This window comes from Lactobacillus leichmannii, from assembly GCF_024701915.1.
GTDB lineage: Bacteria > Bacillota > Bacilli > Lactobacillales > Lactobacillaceae > Lactobacillus > Lactobacillus delbrueckii.
The window spans coordinates 1-6164 of record NZ_QOCY01000055.1 but is presented as its reverse complement, the minus strand read 5'-3'; the positions used below and the strand labels follow the sequence as shown (position 1 = coordinate 6164).

General features: G+C 50.1%; 5 protein-coding genes, 5 tRNA genes, 1 pseudogene and 1 riboswitch. Of the genes and pseudogenes, 1 reads left to right on the top strand and 10 read right to left on the bottom strand.

Going from position 1 to position 6164, the window contains the following annotated elements; genetic code table 11:
* Positions 1–417 precede the first annotated feature (417 nt).
* A pseudogene (locus tag DS743_RS08755) lies at positions 418–669 on the bottom strand (anion permease); the annotation flags it as partial.
* Between the two features lie 166 nt (positions 670–835).
* Here DS743_RS08755 and DS743_RS08750 point away from each other — a divergent pair.
* Positions 836–1621, top strand: a complete 786-nt coding sequence (locus tag DS743_RS08750; protein WP_035185726.1) for a LysR family transcriptional regulator substrate-binding protein — start codon at positions 836–838, stop codon at positions 1619–1621.
* 385 nt (positions 1622–2006) lie between these two features.
* Here DS743_RS08750 and ribH read toward each other — a convergent pair whose 3' ends face one another.
* The 9 genes from ribH to DS743_RS08705 form a co-directional block, all read right to left on the bottom strand.
* Entirely contained in the window at positions 2007–2471 is a 465-nt protein-coding gene (gene ribH, locus DS743_RS08745; RefSeq protein WP_003614176.1) for a 6,7-dimethyl-8-ribityllumazine synthase, read from the bottom strand.
* 14 nt (positions 2472–2485) lie between these two features.
* Complete coding sequence (locus tag DS743_RS08740; protein ID WP_035185728.1) at positions 2486–3664, bottom strand: bifunctional 3,4-dihydroxy-2-butanone-4-phosphate synthase/GTP cyclohydrolase II; 1179 nt, start codon at positions 3662–3664, stop codon at positions 2486–2488.
* A 19-nt stretch (positions 3665–3683) separates the two neighbouring features.
* The gene (locus DS743_RS08735; RefSeq protein ID WP_003614183.1) at positions 3684–4298 is read right to left on the bottom strand and encodes a riboflavin synthase; all 615 of its coding nucleotides are present in this window, start codon (positions 4296–4298) and stop codon (positions 3684–3686) included.
* The gene (gene ribD, locus DS743_RS08730; protein WP_035185730.1) at positions 4291–5346 is read right to left on the bottom strand and encodes a bifunctional diaminohydroxyphosphoribosylaminopyrimidine deaminase/5-amino-6-(5-phosphoribosylamino)uracil reductase RibD; all 1056 of its coding nucleotides are present in this window, start codon (positions 5344–5346) and stop codon (positions 4291–4293) included. Before ribD ends, DS743_RS08735 begins: the two co-directional genes overlap by 8 nt.
* A gap of 118 nt (positions 5347–5464) precedes the next feature.
* A riboswitch (FMN riboswitch) is annotated at positions 5465–5583 on the bottom strand.
* Positions 5584–5739: 156 nt separating this feature from the next.
* Positions 5740–5813: transfer RNA gene (locus DS743_RS08725), tRNA-Asp, on the bottom strand.
* Positions 5814–5816: 3 nt separating this feature from the next.
* A tRNA-Val gene (locus tag DS743_RS08720) sits at positions 5817–5889 on the bottom strand.
* 2 nt (positions 5890–5891) lie between these two features.
* Positions 5892–5965 (bottom strand) — tRNA-Arg (locus DS743_RS08715).
* Between the two features lie 35 nt (positions 5966–6000).
* Positions 6001–6072: transfer RNA gene (locus tag DS743_RS08710), tRNA-Gly, on the bottom strand.
* 19 nt (positions 6073–6091) lie between these two features.
* Positions 6092–6164 (bottom strand) — tRNA-Pro (locus DS743_RS08705).

The following is a 6164-nucleotide window of genomic DNA, read 5'->3' as shown; positions in this document are numbered from 1 at the left end:
TGCGAAACTTTGTTCAGTTTTCAAAGTACCAACTTGCGTCAAGTGACGCAACGTTTTATATCTTACTCGCTTGTTTGATTCTTGTCAACAAGTTTTCGATATTTTCTTTTTCGTGTCTCCGGCGAATTCCTTCTTCGCCGCGACAACAAATATTAGTATACTCGTTATTTTTGAAAGGTCAAATCAGCCTTTTCATTCGCTTTATCATGGATACAGCCGGCAGAGTTGTAACAAGCGCTGCTTGATATAGTTTTGCCTTTATTTTCGCTTACGGGGGAAAATCTTTTTCTTTGCGAAGAATCGTTCGGATTATCGTAATTTTTCCGGGAGAAAAAAGGTAAAACTTTTTATTTTTTTGCTTTAAACAAGAAAAAACACTAGAGTGAGGCACTCTAGTGTCAGCAAACTCTTCATTTTTTACCAATAACCAATGCACTTGGTCCACAGCAAACCGCCGCCCAGCCAAATAACATTGAAAATCACACCGATGATCGCGCTCAGCTTCCACCAGTCCTTGTTTGAAACATAGCCCGTACCGGACAGCATAGCTGCCGGGCTAGCTGAGTAAGTCGAAGTCGACAGGAAGACCGACCCGCAGAAAGCCAGAATCAAAGCGGCCATGATCTTTGGCACGCCCGCTCCTAAAGCAATTGAAAGAGAGCCAGCATGATAAATCTGATTTATCAATAAATCAGCACGTTAAAGCTATGTTTTACGATAAGCGAAAGGATTTTTATATGGAATTCAGAGATCTGCGTTATTTTATCGACTTGGTGGAAAGCGAAAGCTATCATGCCACTGCTCAAAAGAATCAAGTCACCCAGCCATCAGCGCCATGGTCAAAAGGTTGGAAGAAGAATGCGGGGTCCAGCTGGTCTTTAAAAAGTCCAGCCGGGCTCCCCTGGTCATCACGCCAGCGGGACAAGTCTTATATAAAAGGGCCAAGAAATTAGTCAAAGAGGAAAATTCAATTAAGATCGAAGTCAAACGGGCCAACGCCAATAACTTCCGCTTAGGCTATTCAGAACTGGCCGGCAAGGCCTGGCTAGCATCAGTGATCACTCACTTAAACCAAGGCCGGATGCTGGCAAATATCGAAACTAAAGAAGAAAATTCCCACCTGCTTGAGCAGCATCTGCGGGAGGGACGCTTTGACGTAATCGTCTTCTCCAGATTAGGCGATGATCCCTTACCAGGAATCAAGACTACCCCCTTGCAGCGCTATCAATATGTTTTGGTAGTTGCTGAAGACAGTCCCCTGGCCCAGCTGGATGAAATCCGCATTGCTCAGATCAAAGACACGCCCTTGATCATGCGGCACAAGCGCTTTTTATCAAGAACATCCCTTGACCGGCTCTTTGCTAAGACTGGTTTTCAACCGACCAAAAAGCTGATCGTCGACAATATTGACGCTACCTTGCAATTAGTTCGGCAAGGAATGGGCGTCAGCTACTTGATGGATATTGCCGTGGAAAACGTTCCCGGCGTCAAAGCCATCCCCTTGGTTCCAAGCCAGCGAAGCTACTGCTACTCCAGCTTGGGGATCCGCGAGAATTTCATTCCAAATGAGGTTCAAAAGCAGTATCTGGAGATCTTGAAGAAGAACCAGGACCTTAATTAAACAAAAATAAGAAGCTGACTTGGTCAGCTTTTTTAACAGGAAAAAGGCCCCGCGTCTCAACACTAACGCGAAGCCCCTTATGCCACAATAATATTCAATTTTATTACAAACTGCCTGGCAAGTCGTCATTTTTGATCGGCCCAGTCGCTGTGCACAAACAGAACACCCTTGCGCGGAAGGCTTTCCCGCTAAATCGCGACTGCTGCCTTAGCCTCGGTCTTGCCGACAGCAAACTGATAAATACGCCCTTTCAAGAGGCTCACTCATCAACCATCTTTTCTGTCATTCGCATACGCCCTTTCCATAAGGTTCGATACGATATTCGAAAGTACTTTCTCTACTTAGGATAATAGCACAAAAGTTAAGCGCTTGCAAGTTATGGGGCTTAACCGATTTTTTCCTGCAGGCTCATCATTTCCAGCAGGCTCTGGGCGGTCGCGCTCCCCTCGTTGCCGACTTTCAAGCCAGATCTTTGCAAGGCCTGGTCGATATTCTCCGTCGTCAGCATGCCAAAAGTCACCGGTACCTTGCCCGCCAAATTCAATTCCATGACCGCGCTGGTTACATTGCTGATGATCATCGCGTAGTGGTCGGTCTCGCCCTTGATCACCGCCCCCAAAGTCATGATCCCATCGTATTTGCCGGAATCAACCAGCTTTTTAGCCGCGAAGCCCAGTTCAAAAGCCCCCGGTACCCAGTAAGTATCAATATCTTCTTCCTTGATCCCAAACTTAAGCAAAGTCTCGGCCGCGCCGGTTGCCAGGCTCTTGGTCACCAGCTCGTTAAAGCGGGACACCACGATCGCTACCTTGCCGTGGACTTGCTTAAAATCACCTTGAATTACTGCCATCTTTTTCTTCCTCACTATAAACTGACTAACATGTGCTTAAAGCGGTCCCGCTTGGTTTCCAGATATCTGCGGTCCTCAGCCGTTGCCGCTATTTCCAGGGGCAGGCGGTCGGTAATCTCCACCCCGGCCTCTTCCAATTGCTTGATCTTGTCCGGGTTATTGGTCAAAAGCTGTACCTGCTTAATCCCCAAATCCTTGATCATTTTGGCGGCCACGTCGTACTTGCGCTCATCTGGAGCAAAGCCCAGAAGCAGGTTGGCGTCATAAGTATCATGACCTTGGTCCTGCAAGGCATAAGCCCGGAGCTTATTAGTCAAGCCAATCCCCCTTCCTTCTTGGTTAAGGTAGAGGATAAGCCCGGACCCCTTTTCTTCAATCCGCCGCATGGCCTGGTGGAGCTGGTGGCCGCAGTCACAGCGCTTGGAGCCGAAGACGTCCCCGGTCAGGCACTTGGAGTGGATCCGCAGCATTACCGGCTCATTTTTGGCAATTTCGCCTTTCTTAATCACCAGGTTGCCATTGCCGTAATCCTTGATTTCAAAATCGCCGTAGTCAGTTGGCAGTTTTACGAATTCTGATCGGCTACTCGCGAAGCTCTGGCAGTACTCCTGCAATTCCGCGATCGTGAAGTATGGCAGGTCGTATTCCTTGGCGATTTCTTCCAGTTCCGGCCGGCGGGCCATGTGCCCGTCTTCTTTCAAAATTTCGCAGATGTAGGCCACTTCCGCTTCACCAGCCAGTCTGGCCAAGGTAACTGAGGCTTCCGTGTGCCCGTTTCTTTCCAAAACGCCCCCGTCTTTAGCGACCAGCGGGAAGCAGTGACCTGGCTTGAAAAAGGCTTCCGGCTTGGCTTCCGGGTCGGCCAAAGCCTTGATCGTAGTTGCCCGGTCGTAAGCTGAAATCCCCGTGGTCGTCGTCTTGTAGTCAACGCTGACGGTAAAGGCCGTCCCAAACGGGTCCGTGTTGTCCTGCCACATCTGCGGCAGTTCCAGTCTTTCCGCGATCTCCCGGCCAATACTGGTGCAGAGCAGGCCCCGGGCATGCTTGGTCATGAAGTTGATTTTTTCCGGAGTAACCTTGCTGCCCAAACCAATCATGTCCCCTTCGGCTTCCCGGTCTTCGTCGTCGGCCACGATTACCAGGCCGCCCTGTTTCATCCAGGCAATTGCATCTTGAATCTTTTTGACATCCATCTTTATTTCCTCGTGTTTTCTACTTGTCCAATTCATTTTTTAAAAAAGCAGCCAGATTGGCTTCCACGTACTTGCCCAGCACGTCAGTTTCCAGGTTGACCTGGTCGCCAACTTGCAGGCCAGATAAATTCGTTTCATCCTGGGTGTGGGGGATCAAGCCAACTGAGAACCAGTCATCACCAGTGTTCATCACCGTCAAGCTGGTCCCGTTGATGGCCACTGACCCTTGCGGGACGACCTGCTTTTTTAAGCGGTCCGGCAGGAAAAAGCGGAGCTCTAAGGCATTTTCGTTTTGCTTCAAGTCAACAACTTCTACCGTCTCATCAACATGCCCGCTGACGATATGCCCTTCAAAGCGGCCACCTACTGGCACGCTGCGTTCCATGTTCACTTGGTCGCCAGCCTGCAGATTTTTAAAAGTCGTCTTGGCAAAAGTCTGCGGCATCATGGTTACCGTAAAGCTGTCTTTGGAAAAAGCCTCCACCGTCAGGCAGCAGCCATTGACGGCGATCGAGTCACCGATTTTTACCCCGGCCAGGTTTTCCGGGAATGTTTTGACCGTCAAAACGATCGTCTTGCCTTCCTGCTCCAGGCGCTGAATCCGCGCCTTGCCGCTTACCAAACCACTAAACATCCTTGATCCTCCCATAGATTCTTACATCGTCGCCAACTTGCTCAGTTTGGACATCTTTCAAGTCCAGTGCTTCCGCGGCTACGGCTGCTTCAGTCCCCCGGCCCAAAAAGCGGGGAGCGACATAGCTGATCACGTCATTGACCAGGCCCGCTGCCAGTAGGCTCTCTTGCAAATGCGCGCCGCCTTCAGCGTAAACGCTCTGCACGCCTTGGTCAGCCAGAATTTTTATGCTAGTCGAGATTTTTCCATCCGACAGGGCAAAAATTTTTACCTGCTTTGGCATATCCTGCTCCAAGAAAGCCGGATTTTCCGTCAAAATCCAGGTCTCAGCCCGCTTGTCGGAAAATAAGCGTAAATCCAAGTGCTCAAGCAGCCGGCCCCGCCGGTCCAGTACAACTCTGACTGGCGGGTGAACCAGGTCCTCGCTGGTCAAAAGCAAAGGATCGTCGATGATCGCCGTTTCTGACCCGATCAAGACAGCCTGGTAACCAGCCCGTTCCTGGTGGACCCGGGTCCAGGCCTCAGCCCCGGTAATCGCGGTCCGCACACCCTTTTTCGCCAACATGTGGTCCAGGGTCATGGCCTGTTTCAAAGTCACGTAAGACAGACCTGTTTGGTAAAAGTAGTTGTAGTGCTCATTCAGCTGACTTGCTTCTTTTGCTAAAAGACCAGTGCTTACTTCAAGGCCTGCCTGCCGCAAAGCAGCAATACCCTTGCCCGTTACAAGAGAGTGGGGATCGGTTTCCCCGACCACCACCCGCTTGATCCCGCTGTCAATAATCAGCTGGGTGCAAGGCGGCTGCTTGCCGTAATGGCAGCAAGGCTCTAAAGTCACGTAAATAGTGGAATTGGATAATTGTTCCGGAGTCAATTTGGAGATGGTATCACGTTCAGCATGGAAGCCGCCGTAGTGCTGGTGGAAACCAGTCGCCAGGACTTTGCCGTCCTTGACCAGGCAGCTGCCGACTCTTGGGTTGCGCCAGGTAGCATTGCCAGCCTTGCGGGCCGCGGCAAGCGCCAGACGCATGTATTCTTCATCTGATGCCATCCAATCACTCCTTTCATTGCACGAAAAAAGCCCCGAGGAAATCCTCGAGGCCTAATGATCGATATCAAAATTAAATAGTAGCATCGCCAAATAAGCGATACGACATGACAAAAATTGTATCGTTCTGTCTCCCATCTAGACTTTAACTATCGGTACCCTCACTTGGGATTCAACCGCATATCGCGGGTCGCGGACTTTACCGCCGGTCGGGAATTTCACCCTGCCCCGAAGAACATTATTCAATTCACGTTTCTTATGTTACCTGTTATTGAAAGCCCTGTCAAGCAGGAAAAAGATCTTTTTTATCTTACTCCTCTTTTCAATCAGCAATTTCTTGGGAATAAAAAGCAATAGAAACGAAAAAAGCAACGACCTAAGTCGCTGCTTTAATTACGGTCCATGCGGGATTTGAACCCGCGATCTCCTCCGTGACAGGGAGGCGAGATAGACCACTGCTCCAATGGACCATATGGAGGATACAGGGCTCGAACCTGTGACCCTCTGCTTGTAAGGCAGATGCTCTCCCAGCTGAGCTAATCCTCCGATGCACCCAGTAGGACTTGAACCTACAACCTTCTGATTCGTAGTCAGACACTCTATCCAGTTGCGCTATGGGTGCGCTGGAATATTCTGTTTGCTAACGCTGCTGCGTTAAGCGGAAGACGGGATTCGAACCCGCGACCCCCACCATGGCAAGGTGATGTTCTACCACTGAACTACTTCCGCATGTTCGCTTAATGCGAGATCGGGAAGACAGGATTTGAACCTGCGACCCCCTGGTCCCAAACCAGGTGCTCTACCAAACTGAGCCACTTCCC

What these genes read in the sequence shown, in the direction of transcription:
- ribD (WP_035185730.1), bottom strand. Translation starts at nt 5,346, where the DNA reads ATGGCATCAGATGAAGAATACATGCGTCTGGCGCTTGCCGCGGCCCGC.
- DS743_RS08750 (WP_035185726.1), top strand. Translation starts at nt 836, where the DNA reads ATGGTCAAAAGGTTGGAAGAAGAATGCGGGGTCCAGCTGGTCTTTAAA.
- DS743_RS08735 (WP_003614183.1), bottom strand. Translation starts at nt 4,298, where the DNA reads ATGTTTAGTGGTTTGGTAAGCGGCAAGGCGCGGATTCAGCGCCTGGAG.
- ribH (WP_003614176.1), bottom strand. Translation starts at nt 2,471, where the DNA reads ATGGCAGTAATTCAAGGTGATTTTAAGCAAGTCCACGGCAAGGTAGCG.
- DS743_RS08740 (WP_035185728.1), bottom strand. Translation starts at nt 3,664, where the DNA reads ATGGATGTCAAAAAGATTCAAGATGCAATTGCCTGGATGAAACAGGGC.